The organism is Mesorhizobium sp. RCAM 05104, from assembly GCF_059683645.1.
In genome coordinates this window covers 5,513,314-5,535,770 of sequence record NZ_CM185033.1, presented here as the reverse complement: position 1 = coordinate 5,535,770, position 22,457 = coordinate 5,513,314, and the positions used below count along the sequence as shown (strand labels likewise).

General features: G+C 63.6%; 23 protein-coding genes. 9 read left to right on the top strand and 14 right to left on the bottom strand.

What is annotated here, in order from left to right:
• Positions 1 to 20: 20 nt before the first annotated feature.
• Both AC56QP_RS27095 and AC56QP_RS27090 read right to left on the bottom strand, forming a co-directional pair.
• A complete protein-coding gene (locus AC56QP_RS27095; RefSeq protein ID WP_489862693.1) occupies positions 21 to 320 on the bottom strand; it encodes an AzlD family protein in 300 nt (99 codons plus the stop codon).
• Positions 317 to 1,051, bottom strand: a complete 735-nt coding sequence (locus AC56QP_RS27090; RefSeq protein ID WP_489862694.1) for an AzlC family ABC transporter permease — start codon at positions 1,049 to 1,051, stop codon at positions 317 to 319. Before AC56QP_RS27090 ends, AC56QP_RS27095 begins: the two co-directional genes overlap by 4 nt.
• Positions 1,052 to 1,224: 173 nt before the next feature.
• Between AC56QP_RS27090 and AC56QP_RS27085 the strand changes: the two genes are divergently transcribed.
• Together AC56QP_RS27085 and AC56QP_RS27080 are read left to right on the top strand one after the other, a co-directional pair.
• A complete protein-coding gene (locus AC56QP_RS27085; RefSeq protein ID WP_489862695.1) occupies positions 1,225 to 1,683 on the top strand; it encodes an Lrp/AsnC family transcriptional regulator in 459 nt (152 codons plus the stop codon).
• 190 nt (positions 1,684 to 1,873) lie between these two features.
• The gene (locus AC56QP_RS27080) at positions 1,874 to 3,076 is read left to right on the top strand and encodes an MFS transporter (RefSeq protein WP_489862696.1); all 1,203 of its coding nucleotides are present in this window, start codon (positions 1,874 to 1,876) and stop codon (positions 3,074 to 3,076) included.
• 105 nt (positions 3,077 to 3,181) lie between these two features.
• On the opposite strand, the gene AC56QP_RS27075 is transcribed toward AC56QP_RS27080, so the two are convergent.
• Positions 3,182 to 4,315, bottom strand: coding sequence for an NAD(P)/FAD-dependent oxidoreductase (locus AC56QP_RS27075; RefSeq protein WP_489862697.1), 1,134 nt, complete (start codon positions 4,313 to 4,315; stop codon positions 3,182 to 3,184).
• 39 nt (positions 4,316 to 4,354) lie between these two features.
• Complete coding sequence (locus tag AC56QP_RS27070) at positions 4,355 to 5,023, bottom strand: peroxiredoxin (protein ID WP_091581693.1); 669 nt, start codon at positions 5,021 to 5,023, stop codon at positions 4,355 to 4,357.
• A 145-nt stretch (positions 5,024 to 5,168) separates the two neighbouring features.
• On the opposite strand from AC56QP_RS27070, the gene AC56QP_RS27065 reads away from it, so the two are divergent.
• Both AC56QP_RS27065 and AC56QP_RS27060 read left to right on the top strand, forming a co-directional pair.
• Complete coding sequence (locus tag AC56QP_RS27065) at positions 5,169 to 6,875, top strand: AfsR/SARP family transcriptional regulator (RefSeq protein WP_489862698.1); 1,707 nt, start codon at positions 5,169 to 5,171, stop codon at positions 6,873 to 6,875.
• 218 nt (positions 6,876 to 7,093) lie between these two features.
• Positions 7,094 to 7,567, top strand: a complete 474-nt coding sequence (locus AC56QP_RS27060) for a VOC family protein (protein ID WP_489863507.1) — start codon at positions 7,094 to 7,096, stop codon at positions 7,565 to 7,567.
• A 26-nt stretch (positions 7,568 to 7,593) separates the two neighbouring features.
• On the opposite strand, the gene AC56QP_RS27055 is transcribed toward AC56QP_RS27060, so the two are convergent.
• Both AC56QP_RS27055 and AC56QP_RS27050 read right to left on the bottom strand, forming a co-directional pair.
• Positions 7,594 to 7,893 carry an HlyU family transcriptional regulator gene (locus AC56QP_RS27055; protein WP_091582075.1) on the bottom strand — a complete coding sequence of 100 codons (300 nt, stop codon included), beginning with the start codon at positions 7,891 to 7,893 and terminating at the stop codon, positions 7,594 to 7,596.
• 113 nt (positions 7,894 to 8,006) lie between these two features.
• Positions 8,007 to 8,681 (bottom strand): PadR family transcriptional regulator, encoded by a 675-nt coding sequence (locus AC56QP_RS27050; RefSeq protein WP_489862699.1) that lies wholly within the window; start codon positions 8,679 to 8,681, stop codon positions 8,007 to 8,009.
• Between the two features lie 273 nt (positions 8,682 to 8,954).
• Here AC56QP_RS27050 and AC56QP_RS27045 point away from each other — a divergent pair, with 273 nt between their 5' ends.
• On the top strand, positions 8,955 to 9,212 hold the full coding sequence (locus tag AC56QP_RS27045; RefSeq protein WP_489862700.1) for a DUF2798 domain-containing protein: 258 nt from the start codon (positions 8,955 to 8,957) through the stop codon (positions 9,210 to 9,212).
• Positions 9,213 to 9,273: 61 nt separating this feature from the next.
• Here the strand turns inward: AC56QP_RS27045 and AC56QP_RS27040 are convergent, their stop codons facing one another.
• From AC56QP_RS27040 to AC56QP_RS27010, 7 genes are all read right to left on the bottom strand, one after another.
• Positions 9,274 to 9,888, bottom strand: coding sequence for a GyrI-like domain-containing protein (locus AC56QP_RS27040; protein WP_489862701.1), 615 nt, complete (start codon positions 9,886 to 9,888; stop codon positions 9,274 to 9,276).
• A 94-nt stretch (positions 9,889 to 9,982) separates the two neighbouring features.
• Positions 9,983 to 10,375 (bottom strand): thiol-disulfide oxidoreductase DCC family protein, encoded by a 393-nt coding sequence (locus AC56QP_RS27035; RefSeq protein WP_489863508.1) that lies wholly within the window; start codon positions 10,373 to 10,375, stop codon positions 9,983 to 9,985.
• Between the two features lie 5 nt (positions 10,376 to 10,380).
• Positions 10,381 to 11,439: a DMT family transporter gene (locus tag AC56QP_RS27030; RefSeq protein ID WP_489862702.1), complete on the bottom strand. Its 1,059-nt coding sequence runs from the start codon at positions 11,437 to 11,439 to the stop codon at positions 10,381 to 10,383.
• 72 nt (positions 11,440 to 11,511) lie between these two features.
• Positions 11,512 to 11,805, bottom strand: a complete 294-nt coding sequence (locus AC56QP_RS27025; RefSeq protein WP_091581675.1) for a GYD domain-containing protein — start codon at positions 11,803 to 11,805, stop codon at positions 11,512 to 11,514.
• Positions 11,806 to 11,988: 183 nt separating this feature from the next.
• Positions 11,989 to 14,010 (bottom strand): RNA polymerase sigma factor RpoD, encoded by a 2,022-nt coding sequence (gene rpoD, locus AC56QP_RS27020; RefSeq protein WP_489862703.1) that lies wholly within the window; start codon positions 14,008 to 14,010, stop codon positions 11,989 to 11,991.
• A 453-nt stretch (positions 14,011 to 14,463) separates the two neighbouring features.
• Entirely contained in the window at positions 14,464 to 16,410 is a 1,947-nt protein-coding gene (dnaG, locus tag AC56QP_RS27015) for a DNA primase (RefSeq protein ID WP_489862704.1), read from the bottom strand.
• A 139-nt stretch (positions 16,411 to 16,549) separates the two neighbouring features.
• Positions 16,550 to 16,918, bottom strand: coding sequence for an RcnB family protein (locus AC56QP_RS27010; RefSeq protein ID WP_489862705.1), 369 nt, complete (start codon positions 16,916 to 16,918; stop codon positions 16,550 to 16,552).
• A gap of 386 nt (positions 16,919 to 17,304) precedes the next feature.
• Here AC56QP_RS27010 and AC56QP_RS27005 point away from each other — a divergent pair, with 386 nt between their 5' ends.
• The 3 genes from AC56QP_RS27005 (at position 17,305) to AC56QP_RS26995 (ending at position 20,620) form a co-directional block, all read left to right on the top strand.
• Complete coding sequence (locus AC56QP_RS27005; RefSeq protein WP_489862706.1) at positions 17,305 to 18,969, top strand: Na/Pi cotransporter family protein; 1,665 nt, start codon at positions 17,305 to 17,307, stop codon at positions 18,967 to 18,969.
• Between the two features lie 108 nt (positions 18,970 to 19,077).
• Complete coding sequence (locus AC56QP_RS27000; protein WP_489862707.1) at positions 19,078 to 19,287, top strand: DUF2061 domain-containing protein; 210 nt, start codon at positions 19,078 to 19,080, stop codon at positions 19,285 to 19,287.
• Positions 19,288 to 19,435: 148 nt separating this feature from the next.
• Positions 19,436 to 20,620, top strand: a complete 1,185-nt coding sequence (locus AC56QP_RS26995; RefSeq protein ID WP_489862708.1) for an MFS transporter — start codon at positions 19,436 to 19,438, stop codon at positions 20,618 to 20,620.
• A gap of 5 nt (positions 20,621 to 20,625) precedes the next feature.
• Here the strand turns inward: AC56QP_RS26995 and AC56QP_RS26990 are convergent, their stop codons facing one another.
• Positions 20,626 to 21,522 carry a LysR family transcriptional regulator gene (locus AC56QP_RS26990; RefSeq protein WP_489862709.1) on the bottom strand — a complete coding sequence of 299 codons (897 nt, stop codon included), beginning with the start codon at positions 21,520 to 21,522 and terminating at the stop codon, positions 20,626 to 20,628.
• Positions 21,523 to 21,618: 96 nt separating this feature from the next.
• Between AC56QP_RS26990 and AC56QP_RS26985 the strand changes: the two genes are divergently transcribed.
• Entirely contained in the window at positions 21,619 to 22,449 is an 831-nt protein-coding gene (locus AC56QP_RS26985; protein ID WP_489862710.1) for an SDR family oxidoreductase, read from the top strand.
• Positions 22,450 to 22,457: the final 8 nt, after the last annotated feature.

The window sequence follows — 22,457 nt, the reverse complement described above, 5'->3', positions numbered from 1 at the left end:
CCCGACCGGTAGCTGCTTTTCTAGCCGATGAAATGCCGCAGTAGCCCCGCCGAGGCGACCCCGATCAGCACGGTCGGCAGCATGGACAGCCGTGTCGCGGCGGCGAAGGTGATCGCCAGCCCCAGGAGGTCGGCAGGGTGCCTCGACACGAAGGCCGGTGCGATGACCGAAATCAGCACGCAACCGGGCGCCGCTTCCATCACCGCCGTGGCGCGGGCGCTGAGCACGCGGTTGCGCAACACGACATAGCCACCGATCCGCGTCAGATAGGTGACGCCGGCCATGAGCACGATGGTGAAAAGGGTCGCTGGCTCGATCATGCATCGCCTGCCATCAGCCAGGCAGCAAGCAGCCCCGACACCGCGCCGGCGGCGACATACCAGGCGCCGGGAACCAAGAGATAGACAAGGGCGGCAACGACCAGGCTGACCAGCCAGGGCCGCGCCGGCGCCATGCCCTTCCACATGCCACGCATCAGCACGAGGAAGACAGCCGGAAATGCCATGTCGAAACCATAGATCTCGACGTGACCGAGCATCGGGCCGAGCAAGGCCCCTGCCGTGGTAAAGACCACCCAGGTGAGATACATCGCCAGTGCCGCGCCCATGTAATAGTGCGGGCTGAAGGCTGGCGTTACGCCCGCGGCGGCACGCTGCCTGGCGTCGGCAAGGCCGAGCGCCCAGCTCTCGTCGCATAGGAAGAACAGCGCCGGAAACATCTTGCGTCGCGGCAGATGACGCAGAAACGGCGCCAGGGCCGCGCCCATCAGCAGATGCCGGCTGTTGACCAGGAAGGTGATGGCGACGATCAGCACGATATGCGGCGGCGATGTCCACAACTGGATCGCGGCGAATTCCGAGCCGCCGGCGAAATTCAGCCCTGTCATGACGGACAGTTCGAAGACGCTCAAGCCTTTCTGCGTGGCCTGGGCGCCGAGCACCAGCGCATAGGGGATGGTGCCGAGCAGCACCGGCGCACAGGACGCCACGCCACGGCGGAACTCGGATCTCGAACCATTGCCAGTCGTCTCGACTGCCTGTGAAATGCTCATGGCTATCCATGGGCTGGCCTCGCGGCCGCCGCTTCCGGTTACGCTTGAAATCTCGTGATGTCGGCAGCGAAGATACCCAAGCCCGCCCGCAATTTGGTTGCGAAGATGCACTTCATCTGCCAAAAATTGGCACCACACATCACGATTTTGAAGAATAATGGAATCCATAGCCAATGAACCTGGATGAGATCGACAAACGCATCCTGCGGGCGCTGCAGCGCAACGGGCGCATGGCCAACAACGATCTGGCCAATGAGGTCGGGCTGTCGCCCTCGCCATGCCTGCGGCGCGTGAAACTGCTGGAGGAGGCCGGCGTCATCGACCGCTATGTCGCGGTGCTCAACCCGGCCAGCATCGGCAAGGGGCTGACCTTCTTCACCCGCATCTGGCTGAAGACGCAGGACGAGGACACGATCGAGCACTTCGCCACCGAAGTGGCCAAACTGCCGCAAGTGATGGAATGCTACCTGATGCTCGGCGACTGCGACGCCATGGTTCGTGTGGTGGCGGCCGACATCAACGACTATCGCCGCTTCCAGTCGGAGCATCTGAGCCGTATCAAGGGCGTGCAGAACGTCAAGACCGACGTTCCGAGTTGGACGATCAAGTACACGTCGGAACTGCCGATCTGACGGCAGTCGTCCAAAGTGCGAAGCGGCTTTGGGGCAGCGACCAGCACGGAAAGCGACCAGAAGCAGCCGGAAAAACGAGGCCATTCCAGACTGGATAAAAAATGCAACCGGATTGTAGGATCGGCTTCGGTGTCAGCGTCCTTCGGATGCAAGCAGCGCGCGGCGCTGCCCTCTGGCATGGGAGATTTGAATGAGCCTTTCCTATCGTTGGGTCATCGTCGCCGCTGGCGCGCTGATGTCCTGTGTCGCCATCGGCACGATGTTTTCGCTGGCAATCTTCCTCGAGCCGATGGCGCTCGACACCGGCTGGTCGCGCGCCGGCATTTCGAGCGCCATGACGCTCAACTTCCTGGTGATGGGCCTTGGCGGCTTCGCCTGGGGCGCCCTGTCGGACCGTTTTGGCGCCCGCATCGTCGTCATGATCGGCACTGTGCTGCTCGGGCTGGCGCTGGTGCTGGCCAGCCGCGCCGGCTCGCTCCTCACCTTCCAGATCACCTATGGCGTGCTGGTCGGCCTCGCCGCCAGCGCCTTCTTCGCGCCGATGATCGCGCTGACCACGGGCTGGTTCGACACCCATCGCGGCCTTGCCGTTTCGCTGGTTTCGGCCGGCATGGGCGTGGCTCCGATGACCATCTCGCCCTTCGCCCGCTGGCTGATCTCGGCCTATGAGTGGCGCACCGCAATGTTCGACATCGGTATCACGGCCTGGGTGCTGCTGTTGCCGGCGGTGCTTCTGGTGCGCCAACCACCAAAGCCGGCTGGGCACGAGACCAGTTCCACGCCTGTTGCCGAAGGCGCCGGCATGACGGTCGGCCAGGCGCTGCGCTCGCCGCAGTTCATCGTGCTGGGGTTGACCTTCTTTGCCTGCTGCGCCGCGCATTCCGGGCCGATCTTCCACATGGTGAGCTATGCCATGCTGTGCGGCGTAGCCCCCATGGCGGCGGTCTCGATTTACAGCGTCGAGGGCCTCGCTGGCCTCGGTGGCCGGCTTCTCTATGGCGTGCTGGCCGACCGGCTGGGTGTCAAGCCGGTGCTGATCGCGGGCCTCGCCATCCAGGCGATCGTGATTGCCGCCTACCTCTCGATCAGCCAGCTCGAGCAGTTCTATATGCTCGCCGTCATCTTCGGTGCCACCTATGGCGGCGTGATGCCGCTCTATGCGGTGCTGGCGCGCGAATATTTCGGGCAGCGCATCCTCGGCACGGTGTTCGGCGCCGCCACCATGTTGTCCAGCCTCGGCATGGCACTCGGACCGCTCGCCGGCGGCATGGTGTTCGATGCCTACGCCAGCTATTCCTGGCTGTTCATCGGCTCAGCCATCATCGGGCTTGGCGCGGCCGGCATCGCCATCGCCTTCCCGCCACTGCCGCGCAGGCAGCTGCAGATGGCCTGAAGCAATTCCAGGAAAAGCGCGTAGCGCTTTTCCCAGGGAATTGCGTCAACCAAACCCGCTCTATCGGACGGGACGGGCGCCTTCGGCGCCCGCCTTTGCCGAAGCTCAGTGCCCGAACCAGCGGGCCTTGCGGCTGGAGCCGAAGTTCACCTTGTCGACTCGCAATGCCTCCGACGGTTCATAGAAAGCACCGGTGGGTTTTGGGCCGGAAAAGAAATCCACATCCACCCTGGCGATCCTGTTGGCGCCGAATTCGATGTAGCAGGATCCCGCACCTGGGTTCTTTGCCGTCTGCTCCTCATGGCGCAGCCTGGCGATCAGGTTCGCTGCAACGGTGCGCGCGGCGCCCTCGGCAAAGACCCCCGCCTTCGGCGCACCCGTATTGGCCAGATCGCCCAGCGCGTAGACGCCGGGAAAGCCGGTTTCGAGTGTGCGGGGATCGATGGTCACCCAGCCGCCCTCGGTCAAGCCGGCCTCGACGACGACATCCGGAGCGCGGTTCATGGGCACGCCAAGGAACAGATCGCAGGGCAGTTCGCTGCCATTGTCGAGCGTCACGACCTTGCGACCCTCGTCCACGGAAACCACGCGGGTGCTCGCAATGAAGGCGATATCGCGTTCGGCGAAAGCCGCGAGAAGCGCCTTCGAGGTTTCGGGAGAAGGCGGCACCGGGCTCGACATCGCGTTCACATAGGTGATCTGGCAGTCGCCCCGGACACCTCTCTCCATGAGGTAGTCGTGCAGCATCAGGGCACACTCGCTCGGTGCTGGCGGGCATTTATAGGGCGCGCCGCAGACGCCGATCACGGCATGGCCGCGGGTGAAGCCGGGCAGCACCTTCGCCATGTGGGCGGCGCCCGGTACGGAGTAAAATTCGTTGCGGCCGAGCGTAATGCCAGGCGTGGCCGAAACGTCGTAATCCGCGCCGAGAGCGACTACCAGTATGTCCGCCTCGTGCACGCCCTTGTCGGTCGTCACGCGCCGCCGTTCCGGGTCGATTGCGGTGACGGTCTCGCGCTTCATCGTGACGCCGGATTTGGCGTAGTCGGCATAGGGTAGCCGCACAGCCGTCTCGGTTGCGCGGCCGAACATCAGATCGAGCTTGGCAAAGCCGAACACGAAGGCATCCGACTTGTCGATCAGGGTGACAGCAATGCTGTCACCCAGGGCTTCGGACAAGGACGTGCTGAGTTCAAGCCCACCAAAACCGGCGCCAAGGATAAGGATACGGGGTTTCATACTGTCACCTCTTGTTGCCGGGTTGCCTGGAAAGAAGGCTCAGGCGTTGCTGTGCGGTTGCGGGACGATGCGGATGTAGGGCTTGGGCTGCTTCCAGCCTTCGGGGTAAAGGACCTTGGCTTCGTCGTTCGACACCGAACCCGCGATGATCACCTCGTCGCCCTGCCGCCAGTTCACCGGCGTGGCCACGCGGTGCTTGGCGGTCAGTTGCATGGAGTCCACCACGCGCAGGATTTCGTCGAAGTTCCGGCCGGTGGTCATCGGATAGGCGATCATCAGCTTGATCTTCTTGTCGGGGCCAATGACGTAGACATGGCGCACCGTCTGGTTGTCGGCTGCCGTGCGCCCCTCAGCACTGTCGCCGGCCGTGGCGGGCAGCATATCGTAGAGCTTGGCAATGGCCAGCATCGGGTCGCCGATCATCGGGAAGTTCGGTGCAAGGCCCTGGGTCTCAGCGATGTCATCAGCCCATCCGGCATGACGCTCGACCGGGTCGACGGAGAGCCCGATGATCTTGACGCCGCGCTTGTCGAACTCGGGCTTCAGCTTGGCCATGTAGCCAAGCTCGGTCGTGCAGACGGGGGTAAAATCCTTGGGATGGGAAAACAGGATGCCCCATGAGTTGCCCAGCCAGTCATGGAAATTGATCGGACCGTGTGTGGTTTCGGCGGTGAAGTCGGGCGCCATGTCGGCGATACGAAGAGACATTTGGTTCTCCTGTCAGAGGGTTGGAATTGACTACCAGGGCAGACTAGGCAACCTATGTTCCGCCAGCGTTCCCTGCCGCACGGGGGCTTGTGACGGCCGTACCTTTTGGCGGCAATGGCGGATCGCATGCTGAAGGGGGCTTCGAGTGCGCGTTCAAATTCAATTGCTCGGCGGGTTCAGTGTCGGTCTTGACGGTCAAGTCATTCCGGCGACGGCGTGGCGCCGTGACCGTGGCGCGGCGCTGGTGAAGCTGCTTGCCGTCACCCGTTCGCACCGCATTCACCGCGAACAGGTCATGGAGGCCTTCTGGCCCGATCTTGATCCGGAGGCGGCCGGAGCGAACCTCCGCAAGGCCATCCACTTCGCCCGCCGCGCCTTGGGTGCTCATGACCTGATCGAGCAGACGGCCGATGTCATCGCCCTTGCCCCAGCGGCAGATCTTGAAATTGACGTTGACGCTTTCGAGGCCGCCGCCAAGCTTGCCTTGCGCGGCTCCGATCCTGCCCCCTGCGAAGTGGCGGCCGACCTTTACGCCGGCGACCTGCTGCCGGACGACCCCTATGTCGATTGGTTCGAGACCCCCCGGCAGGCCTTGCGCCAGCGCTATGCCGATGTGCTGCGGGCAGGCAAGCTCTGGCATCGTCTGATCGCGATGGACCCCGCCGATGAGCAGGCCCAATGCGCCCTGATGCAGGCAGCGCTGGACGCCGGCAACAGGGCCGAAGCAATCAGGCTGTTCAATCAGCTCAGCCAAAGCCTGCGCATCGACCTTGGAGTCGGCCCGGGTGCTGAAACCGTGAAGCTCTACGAAAAGGCGTTGGCCGTGCCCTCGATTGACCCAGTCGGGTTGAGCGACCGCATCCGCGCCTCGCTGGCCTGGGGCCTGCTGCATCTGCAAAGCGGCGATTTCGCCAAGGCCGCCCAGGTCGGCAGGGAAACCCGCGAGCTGGCTATGGGTGCCGGACTTGCCCGCGAGGTTGGCGAGGCCAGCGCCTTGATCGGGCTGGTGGCGCATATGCAGGGGCAATGGCGCGAATTGTTCCGGGCGGAATTCATCGAATGGGTGCGGGCCAAACCAGCCTTCGTCTCCAACGTCTTTGACGGGCATCTGTGCCTGGCCGAATTCTGCCTTTGCAGTGCCAGGGGCCATCACGACATCGCCGCTTCGGCGCGTGAACTGCTATCGGTCGCCGAGGGCGCCGGCTCGCTTGCCGGGCGCGGCCTCGCCTCCTTGGTGCTGGGCGAAGCTGCCTTGTTTTCGGGCCAGTTGGCCGAGGCCGAACGCATGCTGACGGAAGCCGAAAAGCTCTATGCGCAGGTTGGCGCCATTGCCGGCCGCGTGCTGGCGCTCCAGCGTCTGACGGAACTTGCCCTGGCGCGTGGCCAGAAATGGCAGGCGGGACGGCTGATCCGGCGCGCCACGACCCTTGCCCAATCTTCCTGGCTTGCACCGCATCTGCTGATCAGCCTGAAGGGCCTCGAGGTGCGGGCCGGCTCCACGCCCGAAAAGATCGCCGCGACCATTAGGGAAGGCGACCGCATGTTGTCCGCCGGCCACAGCTGCCAACCTTGCTCGATGACCTTCCGCACCGCCGCGGCGACTGCACTGGCCGAGGCGGGCGAAGTCGAACAGGTCAACCGGCGGCTCGATGAGGCTGAGCGGGTGGCCGGCATGTGGAATGGCGGACCCTGGGTGGCGGCCGTCTGGGAAGCGCGCGGCGTGCAGCGCCGCGCCGAGCAGAGCGAAAACCGCGCCATGGCGGCATTTGAAGAAGCGGCCTCGCGCTTCGCCGCTCTCGGCAGGCCCATCGATGAGGCCCGTTGTCTGGAGCGAATGACCACACCGGGCTAAAATGCGCTGAAAATTCGGGTCCGCTTATCCGAAGATCCGTTCGCCGGTCGCCCTGATTTGAGTTCCGGCATGGTTTTTGTGCGCCTTGCCGCCGGAACATCAGATCGCATGAACGCATTCTAGCTTCGCGTGCAACCCCTGAGGCTGGCCGCGAACAGCCTGGAGTGCGTGGGAAACCCACCGGAATGGCTTCAAAAGCGAAAGGACAAGCAATGGCAATCGCCAAGAACACAATCTGCGTTTGGTATGACAAGGATGCCGAGGCCGCTGCCCGGTTCTACGCCGAAACTTTTCCCGACAGCTCGGTGAGTGCCGTCCACCGCGCTCCCAGCGACTACCCGTCCGGTAAGGCGGGCGACGTGTTGACGGTCGAGTTCACGGTCGCCGGCATCCCCTGTCTCGGCCTCAATGGCGGGCCCATGTTCAAACACAACGAAGCCTTCTCGTTCCAGATCGCCACCGACGATCAGCAGGAGACCGACCGCTACTGGAACGCCATCGTCGGCAATGGTGGCCAGGAACGTGCCTGCGGTTGGTGCAAGGACAAATGGGGCGTCTCCTGGCAGATCACGCCGCGCGTGCTGACCGAGGCGATGGCCGCCGGCGGCGATGAAGCAAAACGCGCCTTTGATGCGATGATGGACATGAAGAAGATCGACGTCGCCGCGATCGAGGCGGCACGGCGCGGCTGACGGTCCTGGGTTGCCCCCAGCCTTGCCTATCCGAAAATCCGCTCGCCCTGCTCGTCGACCAGTTGCATGCCCTTCTTGATCGAGATGTCGACGGCGTCGTCGAGCCCGGCGAAGCGGTCGGCGCGGATGAATTTGTGTTCCTTGATGACGCCGTCGATCTCCTTGGAGACGACGCCGCAGGTCTGGTACTGGCCGTCCGTCTTGTAGGGCGTGGCGCTGATCAGGAATCCCTTGTGCTCGACCTGCTTGGCCGGCGCGGCGCTCTTTGGCTCGCCCGCCTCACCGCTGCCGCCGCCACCGCCGAAAAGACGCTTCAGAAAAGACATCGGTGTTCCTCCAACAGCATTCATCCCGCACCATGTAGCGTGGCGCGGGATGAATTTCACTATCGGTCCTTGGCCTGGCGGGCAAGGGCTGCATCCAGCTGGGCCGGAAGGCCTCACTTGCGCGACAGCGCTTCCAGTGCCTCGGCGGCGCCTTCGAGGATGGCGATCGCCTCGGCCTGCTTCTCGGCCGGGGCATCGACGAAGTCGCCGAGAGCCCTACGCAAGCGATGGCGCACCGCGCGGAATTCGTCCCGCGCGTCCGAACGACCGCCGCGACGCCCGCCCTCTTCGCTCTCATCGTTCCAGCCGAACCAGTCGCGCGCCTTGGCCATCTTGCGGCCGAAGCGCTCGAGATGGTCTAGCACGGCGTCGATCATCTCGCGGTTGTCGGCAAGATGCGCCTGCCCGGCCTCGGTGATCGAGAACACCTTCTTGTTGCCGTCGGCGGCGGAAGCGGCGTAGCCGGCCTCTTCGAGGAAGGTCAGCGTCGGATAGACCACGCCCGGGCTCGGGCTGTAGATGCCGCTGGTGCGCTCTTCCAGCGCCTTGATGATGTCGTAGCCATGGCGCGGCGCCTCGGCCAGCAGCGACAGCGTGATCAGCTTGAGATCGCCGTCGGCGAGCATGCGCCCGGCGCGGAACATGTCACCCGGGCCGCCGCGTCCGCCGCCACGTCCGCCATGGCCGAACGGTCCGAAACCGCCGCCACGTCCACCGAATTTGCCGGCCATGTGCATGAACATGCGCTCGCCGAAATGTTTGTGTCCGAAATTGTCATGCTTATGCATTGATTGCTCCTTGAGTTGTATCTTACGATATATCTTAATTAGGCGCGCATCGCTGTCGAGTCAAGATATATCTTACGATGTATCTAAATGGTACCGCAAGAGGCTTGCCCTCGCCGCGACACGTGGCTAGAAGGCGCTCGAGGGTCGACGACCGCTCCGTAAGCGTCTGACGTCAAGCAACGCATCCACACCCGGTTCTTTCCGGGCAGTTACGCCGAAATGGGCGAACGGATGCCGAATGCGATGGACCGGACACTTCAGGGAAATTCCCAAATGACTGCAAGAAATCAGCGCAGGAAGCTGCCTGCGCGCTATGCCGCGATTCTCAGCCCGCTGGTGCTGTCGATGTTGATGACCTTCATCGTCTCGCTCATCTCGACGTTGAAAAGCCTTGGGTTCCAGCCCAGCCTGGCCGCCATCTGGATGACCGCCTGGGGCCCGTCCTGGCTGGTGGCGTTTCCGACGCTGCTGCTGGTTCTGCCGCTGGTGCGCCGCATTGTCGGCTGGCTGTGCGAGCCCTCGGCTCGCTAGACGGCAACGCGGAAGGGCCCGAAGGCGATTTCGGGCCCTTCGGCCTGCGGTGGCGCCTAGTCTATCGTTTCTTGACCGGCTGGCGGATCACTGTTCTCAGTTTTTCTGGTGCCGCCTTGCGAGGGTCACCCAGGTAGATCTCGTGGTGCTTGCCGTTTTCCACGAGACCGTTGGCCGGCAGGAATTCCTCGTGCAGGCGCAGGATCGTCGGTCCTTCGGCGCTATAGGGTCCGATATGCATGATTTGCACCGCCGGCCCTTCGTGAAAGAACTGCAATCTGAGGTCTTCGGGCGGCGAGCCGAGCTTCGCCCGCGCTTTGTCGAGGGCCGCCTGGAACATCTCACCGCTGATCCAGTCCGGCTGCATGATCATCATGGTCCACGACCAGAGATGCTTGTCGCCCGTCAGGAAGCTCGACATGTCCTCGGCCCACCACAGCCCTTCCAGCGGAGCGACGCCATAGTCCTTGCCGAGTTCCTTTTTCGACATGAACTTCAGCGGATAGCTCACCGAGTAGAGCCATTCGATCGCGTGCCGGTACTCTTCGGAGGTGTTCGGATCGCCCTTGCCATCGATCATGGCAAACTGCAGCTTGGGAACATCGACCAGGGAAAACACACCCACCGGCGGCTGCCAGAACGCCTTCATGATTTTCTTGAAGTCGACCTTCTCCATCACATGCCCTCATCAAAAGCGATGGTTCCACAATCGAGGCTACCGACAAGGGCGGCATTGATTGAGGTCAATGCCACGACAGGCGAGACAAGGACTACCAGCGGCCGTTGCGCCGGTTCCAGGCGTAGAGCAGGTCGGCGAAACGGTCATAGGCGAAGCGGGTCAGCGGCAAGGCGATCGGATTGCCGAACAGCGTTGCCAGCCAGCCCTCGCCCGGCGTTGCCTTCCAGACCGCGATTGCCACATCGGCGCCGACCAGCAGCTGGCCCTGTGCATCGGTGGCGTGCAACCGGCGGCGGATATCCTCCAGCGAGGCTCCAAATCCGGCAAGTGCTGCTGGTTCAAAGTTGATGTCGCGAAATTCGATGCGGCCTGCCTTGACCGCCTCGATCAGCCGCCGTTTCTGCCTACCGATGCCGGCGTTACAGACCGGGCAGTGCGTGTTGTACCAGACAGTCAGCTCCGGCTTGGTCCCTTGCCCGAGCATCATGCTCAGCCGTGGCCATGCCGGTGGTGCAGGTCGGGATAATGCGGATGCCGGTGGCGCATCGGCGCATGCCGGTGCCAGTGCGAATGCGGCTCGCTCACTGGCCCGTCATGGTGATGCTGGTGGTGCTCGTCATGGACATGACTGTGCTCATGCTCGAGCTCTTCGTGGTCGTGCTCGTGCTCGTGGCGCTCAGACAGATGCAGCCAGAGGCCGAAGCCCATCAGAAGCCCGGCGATCGCCAGCTTGAGCGTAACGGCGTCGCCGAGGATGGCGATCGCCAGCAACGCGCCGATAAAGGGGGCGAGCGAGTAATAGGCCCCTGTCCGCGCCGTGCCGAGATGGCGCAGCGCCACGATGAACATCACCAGGCTGACGCCGATGCCGAAGAAACCAACGGCCGCGGTGATGGCGACGATTGACGCCGGGGGAAACGAAGCCCCGGCGGCAAGCGCCAGCCCGACATTGACGACACCCGCCACCAGCCCCTTGAGCATGGCGATCACCACCGGATCGGTGGCCGAGATCCTGCGCGTGAAATTGTTGTCCAGCCCCCACGCCAGGCATGCTCCGGCGACGAGCACGGCACCGAGGTTGAAGGCAACGCCCTCGCCTTGCCACGACAACAGAACGGCGCCGGCAAGGATGGCGAAGGCACCCAGAAGCAGGCGCCGGTCGACATTCTCGCGATAGACGAGCCAGGCGATCGCCATCGTCGCCAACCCCTCGAGATTGAGCAGCAGCGCGGAACTGGACGCGGTGTTGAGGCTGAGGCCGAACATCAGGAGCACCGGGGCAACGATGCCGCCGGCGCCGATCGCCAGCGCCAGCCATGGCATGTCCCTGGCGGTCAGTTGCGCCTCGCCGGCGCCGGTGCCGCGAGCCAGGCGATAGAGGGCCAGCCCGACACCGGCGCCGAGATAGAGCAGGCCGGCCAGCATGAAGGGGTTGACGCTGTCGAGCAGCAGCTTGCAAAGCGGCGGCGCCGCGCCGAACAAGGCGGCGGAGCCCAGGGCAAGCGGCACACCTGGCCACAGATGTGCGTGTGAATTCGCTTCGGACATGGCCACATCCTAACGGATCAGGCGCCGCCAAGACAGCGCCTGATCGTCAGCCGCCGCACTGTTTTCAGGGCTCTATCCGAGCGAGGTGATGATCTCGCGGTAGGCGAGTTCGGGGAAGGCTTTCAGTGTCCGCGTCCTGACGTTGCCGCCCGCCGCCAGCATCAGCGAGAAACGAGCCAGGACCGCATCGTCGGGCGCTTCGACCACAGCCACCATGTCGTATTCGCCCATGGTCAGGTAGAACGCCTTGAACGATCCGCCCATGTCCCCCAACTGCTTCCTGGCGGCGTCGAGCCGCTTCGGTGACTCGCGCACACTTCTGGCGCCCTGCTCCGTCCAGTTCATCAGCACGATGTAGCTTGTCATGGCACACCTCCCTCCGGGGCCACGGAGCACGGCGCTTCGCCGGGGCGGGCATCCGGGTTTGTCGCCCAGAAAATGCATCCGACGCAAAATTATCCTCCCGAAGTGTATGCGCCGCAAGAGCGCGCGCCACGAACGAAGAAGGGCGCCAATGGCGCCCTTCAAATCGTGGTTGTTCGGGAAATATCAACTGTCGAGGAAGCTGCGCAGCTTGCGCGAGCGGCTCGGGTGCTTGAGCTTGCGCAGCGCCTTGGCTTCGATCTGGCGGATGCGTTCGCGGGTGACCGAGAACTGCTGGCCGACCTCTTCCAGCGTGTGGTCGGTGTTCATGCCGATGCCGAAGCGCATTCTGAGCACGCGCTCCTCGCGCGGCGTCAGCGAGGCCAGCACGCGCGTCGTGGTTTCGCGCAGGTTGGCCTGGATCGCCGCGTCGATCGGCAGGATCGCCATCTTGTCCTCGATGAAATCGCCCAGATGCGAATCCTCCTCGTCGCCGACCGGCGTTTCGAGCGAGATCGGCTCCTTGGCGATCTTCAACACCTTGCGCACTTTTTCGAGCGGCATGGCGAGCTTTTCGGCCAGTTCCTCCGGCGTCGGCTCGCGGCCGATCTCGTGCAGCATCTGGCGTGAGGTGCGCACGATCTTGTTGATCGTTTCGATCATGTGCACTGGAATGCGGATGGTGCGCGCCTGGTCGGCGATCGAACGCGTGATCGCCTGCCGAATCCACCATGTCGCGTAGGTCGAGAACTTGTAGCCGCGGCGGTATTCGAATTTGTCGACCGCCTTCATCAGGCCGATATTGCCTTCCTGGATCAGGTCGAGGAACTGCAGGCCGCGATTGGTGTATTTCTTGGCGATCGAGATGACGAGGCGCAGATTGGCCTCGACCATTTCCTTCTTGGCGATCGCCGCTTCGCGCTCGCCCTTCTGCACCTGGTTGACGATCTTGCGGAATTCCAGGATCGAGATCGCCGTTTCGGTGGCCAGATGCTGGATCTCGGCGCGCAGGTCGCGGATGGCGTCCTTTTCGTTCTTGGTGAATTCCTTCCAGCCGCGCGAGGTCAGGTTGCCGATCGAGCGCGTCCAGTTCGGGTCGAGCTCCGAGCCCTGATATTCCTTCAGGAACTCCTCGCGGCGCACGCCATAGCTTTCGGCCAGCCTGAGCAGCTTGCCTTCATTCTGCACCAGGCGCTTGTTGATGTCGTAGAGCTGCTCGACCAGCGCCTCGATGCGCGCCGTGTTGAGCGACAGCGACTTCACCGCCTTGATCAGCTGGTCCTTCAGCTCCTTCAGCCGGCGGTCCTGGCTGGGCGACAGCGTGCCGGCGGCGGCCAGCCGGTTCTCGACCTGCTGATCCTGCAGCTTGCGCAGCTTCTTGTAGGTGTCGGCGATGACGTCGAGCGTCTCCATCACCTGCGGGCGCAGTTCGGCTTCCATCGCCGCCAGCGACAGGCTCGCCTCGTCCTCGTCTTCCTCGTCGTCATCGACCAAGCCGCGCGTGTCGGCGCCGACATTGGTGATGTCTTCTTCCTCGTCGCGCGAACGGCGCGGCTTTTCCTCGACCTTGGCCTCCTCGATGCGTTCGACCACCGGTGCCTGCTTGGCTTCGGGGCCGGCATAGGTGGCTTCGAGATCGATGATCTCGCGCAGCAGGATCTTCGATTCGTTGAGCTCGTCGCGCCAGATGATGATCGCCTGGAAGGTCAGCGGGCTTTCGCACAGGCCCGCGATCATCGTCTCGCGGCCGGCCTCGATGCGCTTGGCGATGGCGATTTCGCCTTCGCGCGACAGGAGCTCGACCGAGCCCATCTCGCGCAGATACATGCGCACCGGATCGTCGGTGCGGTCGGTCGGCTCTTTCTTGGTGGTTGTGGCGGCAACGGCGGTGCCGGTCTGCTCGGCCAGTTCGTTGGCGTCTTCCTCGGCGTCGGCGGCGGTATCGCCGCCTTCCGGCTCCTCGCCCTGCTCGTCGTCCTCGACCACGTTGATGCCCATGTCGGACAGCATCGCCATCGTGTCCTCGATCTGCTCGGAGGTGACTTCCTCCGACGGCAGCACCGAATTCAGCTCGTCCATGGTGACATAGCCGCGCTTCTTGGCGGCCTTGATCATCTTCTTGACAGCATCATCGGAAAGGTCGAGCAGAGGGCCATCGGTGGCGCCTTCGCGTTCGGTTTCGACCTCTTCCTTTTCCTTTGTCGCCATAGTCTTTTTCTTCTCCTAGCGGCCGAACATCGAAGCCGCGTAAGCTGCCGGACCAGTGAAATCGGATGCGCTCGCTTGTGAAACGCGCTTCACCGGGCCAGTAACTGCATCTACGTTAAGTCCAGATTAACCCTGATATCTGTGGCAGGCAGCCTGCCTGTCCAGTGACCAGTACCTCACATCGCTGCATTTCCCGTCGACGCGGGTGCGGGTTAACGTTTCGAATCGTCCTGATTCCGCCATTCTGTCGGAAGGTCAAGCGCCTCTCGCATGATTCGCATGAAAAAAGCGAATCAATTACCCGACTTAGCCCGCCACGCGCCGATTGCACGCGCAACAACGCTTTCACATTTCACTCTCATGCCCGAGCCCATTCCGCCCCGGTGGGCCGGAATCGGCTCTATCTTTCTTTTGGTGGAAGCATGATGTTTTCCCACTTTTCGGGATCATGCTCTAAGCCCGCCCGGCCCGGCCCGAGGACACGCCGAACCCTTCGATCAGCGCTTCCGTCGCCTGTACATCCTGGAATTGCGCCTGAATTTCGATCAGGTGCCGATAGTTTTCGTCCGTGGGATCGGTGGCGAGCGCCGCTTCCGCCTGTTTCAGCTCCTTATGTAAGGTACGCGCGCTGCGCTGCAAGTGCAGTGCCTGGCTGAAAGCGTCGCGGGCATCGTCAAGCGCGGCGGTTTCCAGCGCCGGCCACTGGCGCGCCCGCCGGATCAGGCCGACGGCGCGCTCCCAGATCTCCGCGCAGCCGGCGCGCTCGATTGTCGCGATCACCGCGTGGCGGTCATTGGCCATGTCATGCGCCATCGCGTCGAGAATGGCAGCGTGCAGTCGCTGCAGGTCGGAATTGGCGAGATCGAGAAACTCGATATGGGCGAAATTCTCGTCGATCAGCGCCGGATGGTTGACCAGCGCGACGATGATCGTCGCCTCCCGCATCGACATCCCCTCGCTGCCGCGTTTGACCAGCGCCGACTGGCCGAGGCTTTGAGTGATCGCGATGCGGCCGCCGCCGCTCTTGGCGAACTGTCCGCCGGGCGCGGCCGCCTTGCCCTGGCCGCGCTCGCCTGGCCGGCCGCCATCCTGACGCCCATGGCGCGCACCGCGCTGCGAGCCGAAGAAGCTCAGCACGCGCTCGCGCATCTCCTGTTGATAGTGGTAGCGCAGGCTTTCGTCGCGGATGTGGCTGGTCAGCTCGCGCAGCGTCTTCTCCAGTTCCGCCCGCCGCTCCGGCGTGTCGAAGACGCCGCCCGCCGTCTCGCGCATCCACAGAAGGTCGACCAGCGGCCTGGCGTCCGCCAATACGGCACGGAACGCGTCCGGCCCCTCGGCCTTGACCAGATCGTCGGGATCCTTGCCTTCCGGCAGCAGCGCGAAGCGCGCCGAGCGGCCGGCCTGCACCGACGGCAGCGCCATGTCGGCGGCCCGCCACGCCGCCTTCAGCCCGGCCTTGTCGCCGTCGAAGCACAGCATCGGCTCCGGCGCCATGCGCCAAAGCAGCTCGAGCTGGTTTTCTGTCAACGCGGTACCGAGCGGCGCCACGACGTTCTCGAAGCCAGCCTGCGCCAGCGCGATCACGTCCATGTAGCCTTCGACGGCGATGACCGTGCCGCCCTTGGCCAGCGCCTTGCGGGCGCGGGCGAAATTGTAGAGCACATTGCCCTTGTGGAAGAGCTCGGTGTCGGGCGAGTTCATGTATTTGGCCAGGGCATCGGGCGCCAGCGCCCGCCCGCCGAAGGCGATAATCTTGCCGCGCGAATCCGGAATCGGGAACATGATGCGGTCGCGGAACCAGTCATAGGAAACCGGAATGTCGTCGCCGTGTCGTACCAGCCCGCAGGCCTCGATGTCGGCTTTCGGAACGCCTTTTGCCGCGAGATGCTCCTTCAACGCATTGCGGCTGTCGGGCGCGAAGCCGAGCCGGAACGATTGCTGCGTCGCCGGTGTCAGCCCACGGTCGCGCAGGTAGGCGCGGGCTTTCGCCCCCTCCGGTCCTTGCAGCCGCTCCTGGAAGAACGCGGTCGCCATCTCCATGACGTCGGTCAGGCTGGCGCGTTCCTTCTCGCGCCGCTCCTCTTGCGCATCACGAACCGGCATCGGCACGCCGGCCATGTCGGCGATCTTCTCGACCGCTTCGGGAAAGCTCATCCCGTCGAGTTCGGTGAGGAATTTGAAATGATCGCCCGAGACCGAGCAGCCGAAACAGTGGTAGCGGCCCTTCTTGTCCTCGCAGTGGAAGGACGGGCTCTTCTCGCCATGGAACGGGCAGCAGGCCCAATAATCGCCACGCGGCGCGTTGGTCTTCTTCCTGTCCCACGCGACACGCTGGCCGATAACCGATGAAATCGGCACGCGGTCGCGTATCTCGTCGAGGAAGGCGGGCGGAAAGCGCATCGGGTAACTCGTTTCCCGCTCATATAATCATGCCTGTCGGGGCCGACGACCCCTAATGCGGACCATACCCGGTTTCCACAGGGCAAAAAAAAGGCGGCCATTGCGGGCCACCTTCTCTTTTTCAGTTCCAGGCCGGGATTTAATGCGCGGCGAGCGCGCCGAAGATGACGCCGGAGACAATGCCGACCAGAACATAGTCGTTGCCGACGCGGATCCATTCCTGACCGCGGCCGGGACGATGCAGACCGTAGCGGCCGTAGTCGCGGATCGGCTGATGACGCTTCCAGCTCGAATATTTCTGGCCATTGCGCCAGTGGTTGCGCTTCACGACGACCTTCTTCTTGAAGACCCGCTTCTTCACATCGGCGTGGTGGCCGGGCTTCTGCCAGTCGACCTGGCTGTAATTCGACTGCGGGGCGTTCGGTGCATTCATCGGCGCGGCCTGGCCGGTGAGCGACGTGGCGGCCAGCATCGTGAAAGCGAGGGCGGAAAGGACAATGCGTTTCATAACAAGTCTCCTTGGTTGTCGATGCCAAAGGGATAGCCGCCACGGGATGAACCGAAACTGAATACTCGCATTACAATTATGTAATGAATTCCTTCATTTATCGCAGGGAATTGAACATCGTCGCAAAGCGAGGCGCCAGAAGCGCGGCGACGTTGCCATCCGCGGCACGAGCGCGGCTTGGCGATGCAACCATCCGCGCGTCCGTCCATTTTCCGACACGGCCTGTCGCGCCGCAACGGACCCTTGAAATCGACAAGATTTTATTATCCGGCTAAAATATCCGAGCTATTATCGACGACTGTCATGATCATGATTCGTAATCCTGTTTTTCACCCTGCTCGCCACGCTGTCCGCGTCGCGCCCCCTGCCTGCGTGCGGGCGCCGCGATGAGCGGTTCGGTCGTTCTTCTGCATCTGGCCGGCGCGGTGGCGCTGATGCTGTTTGCCACCCGCATGGTGAAGACCGGCGTCGAACGCGCCTATGGCGACGTGCTGCGCCACAAATTGCGCGCCACCATGCGCAATCCGATCATGGCGGTGCTGGCCGGCACCGGCCTCGCCATCGCCCTGCAGAGCTCCACTGCCGTCACGCTGCTGGTCGGCTCCTTCGCCGGCTCCGGCATCGTCTCGGGCGCCGCCGGCCAGCTTGCCGTGCGCGGCGCCGAGATCGGCTCGGCGCTGGTGGTCAAGCTGCTCACCTTCGATCTCACGCTGCTGGTGCCGCTCTGCCTGATCACCGGCACGGTGATGTTCATGGCCACCGAGCGGCGCGACTGGCGTCAGTCCGGCCGCATCCTGGTCGGCATCGGCCTTTTGATCCTGTCGCTGGAAATGATCGGCCAGGCATCGGAGCCGCTGCGCAACAGCCAGCTCCTGCCGGTCATCATCAATTACTTTTCCAGCGATTCCATCACCGCCTATCTGCTGGCGGCACTGATCACCTGGCTATTCCAGTCGAGCATCGCGGCGGTTCTCCTGATGGCAACGCTGGCCGGCCGTGGCCTGATCACGCCGGAACTCGGCGTCGTTCTCATCCTCGGTGTCAATCTCGGTTCTTCGATCATCGCGCCGATGCTGACGCGCTCCTCGAGCCCCGAAGTGCGTGTCGTCCCGATCGGCAACCTCTTGATGCGCGGGCTTGGCTCGCTGGTCATGCTGATCGTCGTCATGATCTTCAGGCCGCACTTCGCCTTCCTCGGTTCGACGGCGGCCGACCAGATCGTCAACGCCCACATCCTGTTCAATGTGCTGATCCTCCTGGCCGGCCTGCCGCTGGCCGCGTTCGTCTACCGCGCCTCGGAGAAGATCGTCGCACTGGGCACCCGGTCGGCGCCGGCCGGCACGCTGGACGTTGTCGAACTGTCGGCGCTCAACGAAAGCGCGCTCGACGTGCCGAGCCAGGCGCTGGCCAACGCTACGCGGGAGGTGGTGCGGGTCTGCGAGACGGTCGAGATCATGCTCAAGCGTATCATCGAGCTCTACGAGAGCGCCGACGCCGACAAGATCAAGGCGCTGGCAGCCCTTGACGACCGTGTCGACCGCAAGCACGCGGCGATCAAGCTCTATCTGGCCAAGGTCACCAAGAACCCGCTGACCGAGGACGAGGCGCTGCGCTGCCAGGAGCTGATCGGCGCCTGCGTCAAGCTGGAGCAGGTCGGCGACATCATCGTGCGCAACATGCTGGTGCATGTGAAGAAGAAGCTCGAACGCGGGCTGGAATTCACCGACGAAGGCTGGCGCGAACTGTGCGCCTTCCACGCCTCGGTGCTCGCCAATGCGCGGCTTGCCTTCAACGTGCTGGTGTCGCGCGATCCCGAAACCGCCCGCCAGCTGGTCCTGGAAAAGGACCAGCTGCGCGATCGCGAGAAGGAAACCAGCGCCAGCCATTTCGTGCGCCTGCGCGACGGCACCGCCAAGAGCGTCGAGACCAGCTCGATTCACCTCGACACCATCCGTGACTTGAAGCAGATCAACTCGCTGCTCGCCTCGATGGCCTATCCCGTGCTGGAAGAGCGCGGCCTGCTCACCGGATCGCGGCTGAAGGCGAGCTGATTCACGGCCATCGCGCACACCCGTCCTCGTTTCGGCGGCAAAATACCTTTGCTCTGTTTCCATCAGTCAGGATAAGGGTCGGTTGGCCCAGCCTTTCGGAGGAAATCGATGGACACCCATTCACGCAGTTTCGCCAAGGCGCTTTCCTGGCGCGTGACCGGCACCATCGACACGATGATCATTTCGCTGGTCGTGACCGGAAGCCTCAAGCTCGCCGCGACCATCGGCCTGACCGAGGTCGTCACCAAGTCGCTGCTCTACTATTTCCACGAACGGGCGTGGCTCAAGATTCCATACGGACGCAAGACGCCGGCGTAGCGCCCCCGGGCCCCGCCTTACCCAGCCGACGCGCGGCTGGTCACACGAGAATCGATCAAGAAAAGCTAAAGCGGCGTCCATAATTTCTGGATTGCCCACGAGGCGCATCCATGGTTTGAGGCCAGCACTCGAGGATCGCTCCCCCGCCATGTCGCTGCCGCTCATCGCCCTGTTCATCGCCGCCTTCGCGTTCGGCACCACCGAATTCGTCATCGCCGGCGTGTTGCCGCAAGTGGCGGAAGGGCTTGGCGTTTCGGTTCCCTCCGCCGGCTATCTCGTTTCCGGCTATGCCTGCGGCATCGCCATCGGCGGTCCGCTGCTGGCGCTCGCTACCAAGTCGCTGTCGCGCAAGACCTTGCTGCTCGGCCTCGCCCTCGCCTTTACCATCGGCCAGGCGGCCTGCGCGCTGGCGCCCGACTTCACCTCGATGCTGCTTTTGCGCATTGCCGTTGCGGTAGCGCATGGCGCCTATTTCGGCGTCGCCATGGTTGTCGCGGTCGGCCTTGTGCGCGAGGACCAGCGCGGCATGGCGGTCGCCGTCATCCTGTCGGGCCTCACCGTCTCCAACGTCATCGGCGTGCCGGCGGGTACCGCGATCGGCAACATCTGGGGCTGGCGCGCGACCTTCTGGGTGATGTGCGCGCTCGGCGTGGCGGCAACGCTTGCCATGGCGGCGCTGCTGCCGCGCACCACAGGCTCGTCGGCCAGGCCCGCCGGCCTTGCCCGCGAGGTTCGCGTGCTGGCGCGACAGCAGGTCTGGACCTCGCTGATCCTCATGCTGATGCTGATGATCGGCCAGTTCGGACTATTCACCTACATCACCCCGACACTGCTGGAGGTCACCGGTCTCGACGAGGGCCTGGTGCCCTGGGTGCTGCTGCTCAACGGCGTCGGCGCCACGCTCGGCGTCTTCCTCGGCGGCAAGCTCTCCGACTGGAAGCTGATGCCGTCGCTGATCACCATGCTGGCCCTGCAGGCAGTGACGCTTGCCGTCATCTATGCCGTCAGCCCCTATCCGGTGCCGATGGTTATCGCCATCGTCGTCTGGGGAGGCCTCAACTTCGCCATCGGCACGCCGATCCAGACCCGCATCCTGGCCTGGACGGCCGACGCCTCGAACCTCGCCTCGTCGCTCATTCCGTCAGGCTTCAATGTCGGCATCGCGCTGGCCGCGTCGCTGGGCGCCGCCATGCTCAATGCCGGCTTCGGCTACCGCAGCCTGCCGCTGCTTGGCGCTTTCGCCATGCTGGTCGCCGTCGCGGTCGCGCTCGGCTCGTATGTCTGGGAGTGGCGCAGCAACGCCACGCCGCCGCTGACGGCCCCAGCCGAGTAGCGACCTCAGCCCTTCGTCTCTTTCAACACGTCGATGAAGGCGCGCAGCGCCGGCGGCACCAGCCGGTGGCCTGGATAATAGAGGAACAAGCCGGGAATGGGCGGACACCAATCGTCCAGCACGGTGACGAGCGATCCCTGATCGAGGTAAGGCTTGGCAGTCTTGTCCGATATGTAGGCAACGCCCATGCCGCAAGCCGCTGCTTCGGCCATCAACTCCATATTGTCGAGTGTCAGTACGCCCTGAACATCGATGGCAATCTCCTGGCCATGTTTCTCGAACTCCCACCGATAGGGCTTACCGCTCGGCAAGCGGAACCGGATGCAGGCTTGATCCCCGAGATCATCTGGCGTGTGCGGAGCCGGGCGGCCGGCGAGATAGGCCGGCGATGCAACGGCGATGAAGCGTGTCGGCCCACCGAAGCGCACCGCGACCATATCCTGCGGTACGGCCTCGCCCAGGCGGATGCCGGCATCAAAGCCTTCGGCGACGATATCGACCAGCTTTCCCTCGGTGACGAGATCGAGCGAGACCTGGGGGTAGCGCTGAAGAAACGACGGCAACACGGATCTGAGCAACAGCCGGGCACCGATCTCGCTGGTGTTGATCCGCAGTGTCCCTGAGGCAAGACCGCGGAAGTCATCAACCTCGGCTAGTGCCGCATCGATATCCGACAAGAGCGGCCGCAGGCGTGCGACCAGCCGTTCGCCAGCCTCGGTCGGCGCAACGCTGCGTGTGGTGCGATTGAGCAGGCGCACGCCCATGCCCCGCTCCAGCGTCCGCATCATGTGGCTGAGCGTCGAGGGGGACAGGCCAAGATCGTCGGCCGCCTTGCGGAAGCTGCGATGCAAGACGATTGCGGCCAGCGCCGTCAATTCGGGAAGTCCGGGCTTCGAATTCATGGCGAATCTTCATCAAGCTATCCAAAATTGAACGGATAGTATCATGAGTTGGGTGGAATAGTCTTGGCTGAAGTCAACAACGAAAGGACTTCTCCCATGGCCAAGACATGGTTCATCACCGGCACCTCGTCCGGTTTCGGACGGCTTCTGACGGAAAGGCTTCTGGTCCGTGGCGATCGAGTTGCCGCAACGGTGCGGAGGCCGCAGGCGCTGGCCGATTTGAAAGCGCATCATGGCGATCACCTCTGGATCGCTTCTCTTCAAATGACCGACAGCGATGCGATCAGGGCAACGATCGGCAAAGCCTTTGACGATCTAGGGCACATCGATGTCATCGTCAGCAACGCCGGTTACGGCCTGTTCGGCGCCGCCGAAGAGCTTGACGACAACCAGATCCGCGACCTGATCGACACAAATCTTATCGGCTCCATCCAGGTAATCCGGGCAGCACTGCCGCATCTGAGGAAACAGCGCGGCGGCCGCATCCTGCAAGTCTCTTCGGAGGGTGGCCAGATGGCCTATCCCGGTTTCAGCCTCTACCACGCCACCAAATGGGGCATCGAAGGCTTCGTCGAATCCGTTCGGCAGGAGGTCGCGTCCTTTGGCATCGGCTTGACACTCATCGAGCCCGGACCGACGCAGACGAACTTCGGCGCCAGCCTGATCAGTTCCCAGTCTGAGGAAATCTATGCGAACACGCCGGTCGGCGACCTGCGCAAGTCCTTTGCCGAGGGCTCGTTCGACGTCAAGGGCGACCCGCACAAGATGGTCGAAGCGATGATTGCTTCGGTCGAGCAGAATCCCGCTCCGCGCCGATTGACCTTCGGCGCTGCCGCCTACGCCTCGATCCGCAGCGCGCTCCAAGGCAGGCTCACGGAACTGGAGAACCAGAAGGACGCAGCGCTCGCGATGGATATCGACCCCTGACGGCTAGC

What these genes read in the sequence shown, in the direction of transcription:
- AC56QP_RS27095 (WP_489862693.1), bottom strand. Translation starts at nt 320, where the DNA reads ATGATCGAGCCAGCGACCCTTTTCACCATCGTGCTCATGGCCGGCGTC.
- AC56QP_RS27090 (WP_489862694.1), bottom strand. Translation starts at nt 1,051, where the DNA reads ATGAGCATTTCACAGGCAGTCGAGACGACTGGCAATGGTTCGAGATCC.
- AC56QP_RS27085 (WP_489862695.1), top strand. Translation starts at nt 1,225, where the DNA reads ATGAACCTGGATGAGATCGACAAACGCATCCTGCGGGCGCTGCAGCGC.
- AC56QP_RS27080 (WP_489862696.1), top strand. Translation starts at nt 1,874, where the DNA reads ATGAGCCTTTCCTATCGTTGGGTCATCGTCGCCGCTGGCGCGCTGATG.
- AC56QP_RS27075 (WP_489862697.1), bottom strand. Translation starts at nt 4,315, where the DNA reads ATGAAACCCCGTATCCTTATCCTTGGCGCCGGTTTTGGTGGGCTTGAA.
- AC56QP_RS27070 (WP_091581693.1), bottom strand. Translation starts at nt 5,023, where the DNA reads ATGTCTCTTCGTATCGCCGACATGGCGCCCGACTTCACCGCCGAAACC.
- AC56QP_RS27055 (WP_091582075.1), bottom strand. Translation starts at nt 7,893, where the DNA reads ATGTCTTTTCTGAAGCGTCTTTTCGGCGGTGGCGGCGGCAGCGGTGAG.
- AC56QP_RS27050 (WP_489862699.1), bottom strand. Translation starts at nt 8,681, where the DNA reads ATGCATAAGCATGACAATTTCGGACACAAACATTTCGGCGAGCGCATG.
- AC56QP_RS27045 (WP_489862700.1), top strand. Translation starts at nt 8,955, where the DNA reads ATGACTGCAAGAAATCAGCGCAGGAAGCTGCCTGCGCGCTATGCCGCG.
- AC56QP_RS27040 (WP_489862701.1), bottom strand. Translation starts at nt 9,888, where the DNA reads ATGGAGAAGGTCGACTTCAAGAAAATCATGAAGGCGTTCTGGCAGCCG.
- AC56QP_RS27035 (WP_489863508.1), bottom strand. Translation starts at nt 10,375, where the DNA reads ATGCTCGGGCAAGGGACCAAGCCGGAGCTGACTGTCTGGTACAACACG.
- AC56QP_RS27030 (WP_489862702.1), bottom strand. Translation starts at nt 11,439, where the DNA reads ATGTCCGAAGCGAATTCACACGCACATCTGTGGCCAGGTGTGCCGCTT.
- AC56QP_RS27025 (WP_091581675.1), bottom strand. Translation starts at nt 11,805, where the DNA reads ATGACAAGCTACATCGTGCTGATGAACTGGACGGAGCAGGGCGCCAGA.
- rpoD (WP_489862703.1), bottom strand. Translation starts at nt 14,010, where the DNA reads ATGGCGACAAAGGAAAAGGAAGAGGTCGAAACCGAACGCGAAGGCGCC.
- dnaG (WP_489862704.1), bottom strand. Translation starts at nt 16,410, where the DNA reads ATGCGCTTTCCGCCCGCCTTCCTCGACGAGATACGCGACCGCGTGCCG.
- AC56QP_RS27010 (WP_489862705.1), bottom strand. Translation starts at nt 16,918, where the DNA reads ATGAAACGCATTGTCCTTTCCGCCCTCGCTTTCACGATGCTGGCCGCC.
- AC56QP_RS27005 (WP_489862706.1), top strand. Translation starts at nt 17,305, where the DNA reads ATGAGCGGTTCGGTCGTTCTTCTGCATCTGGCCGGCGCGGTGGCGCTG.
- AC56QP_RS27000 (WP_489862707.1), top strand. Translation starts at nt 19,078, where the DNA reads ATGGACACCCATTCACGCAGTTTCGCCAAGGCGCTTTCCTGGCGCGTG.
- AC56QP_RS26995 (WP_489862708.1), top strand. Translation starts at nt 19,436, where the DNA reads ATGTCGCTGCCGCTCATCGCCCTGTTCATCGCCGCCTTCGCGTTCGGC.
- AC56QP_RS26990 (WP_489862709.1), bottom strand. Translation starts at nt 21,522, where the DNA reads ATGAATTCGAAGCCCGGACTTCCCGAATTGACGGCGCTGGCCGCAATC.
- AC56QP_RS26985 (WP_489862710.1), top strand. Translation starts at nt 21,619, where the DNA reads ATGGCCAAGACATGGTTCATCACCGGCACCTCGTCCGGTTTCGGACGG.